The 261-nt window shown below is 66.7% G+C and carries 1 protein-coding gene; it reads left to right on the forward strand.

All coding sequences use genetic code 11. The features are described 5' to 3' along the window. Window positions 1-142 (forward strand): carbohydrate-binding protein (locus tag ACLJNW_RS26040; protein ID WP_410961482.1); only part of this gene is annotated, 142 nt, incomplete at its 5' end. Window positions 143-261: the final 119 nt, after the last annotated feature.

The following is a 261-nucleotide window of genomic DNA, read 5'->3' on the forward strand; positions in this document are numbered from 1 at the left end:
GCAATGGCGGGAGAACCAGGCCTATCGGGTCGACGATGGGGTGACCTACGAGGGGCTGCGCTATCTCTGCCTGCAGGCGCACACCTCCAACAGCGGCTGGACGCCGCCGGTAGCCTTCACCCTCTGGCGGCCGCTGCGCTGAGGGGGCGGGCCGGTCCGCGCTGCGGGCCGGTCCTTTGGCCGGCGAGAGCCACGCACGGGTGGCGCCATATCCATATGCGTTTTCGGTATTTCCGCTTGATCGTTCATGGCGTTTACCAT

The sequence above is a fragment of the Salmonella sp. SAL4457 genome (genome assembly GCF_046548235.1).
Taxonomy (GTDB): Bacteria; Pseudomonadota; Gammaproteobacteria; order Enterobacterales; family Enterobacteriaceae; genus Salmonella; species Salmonella enterica.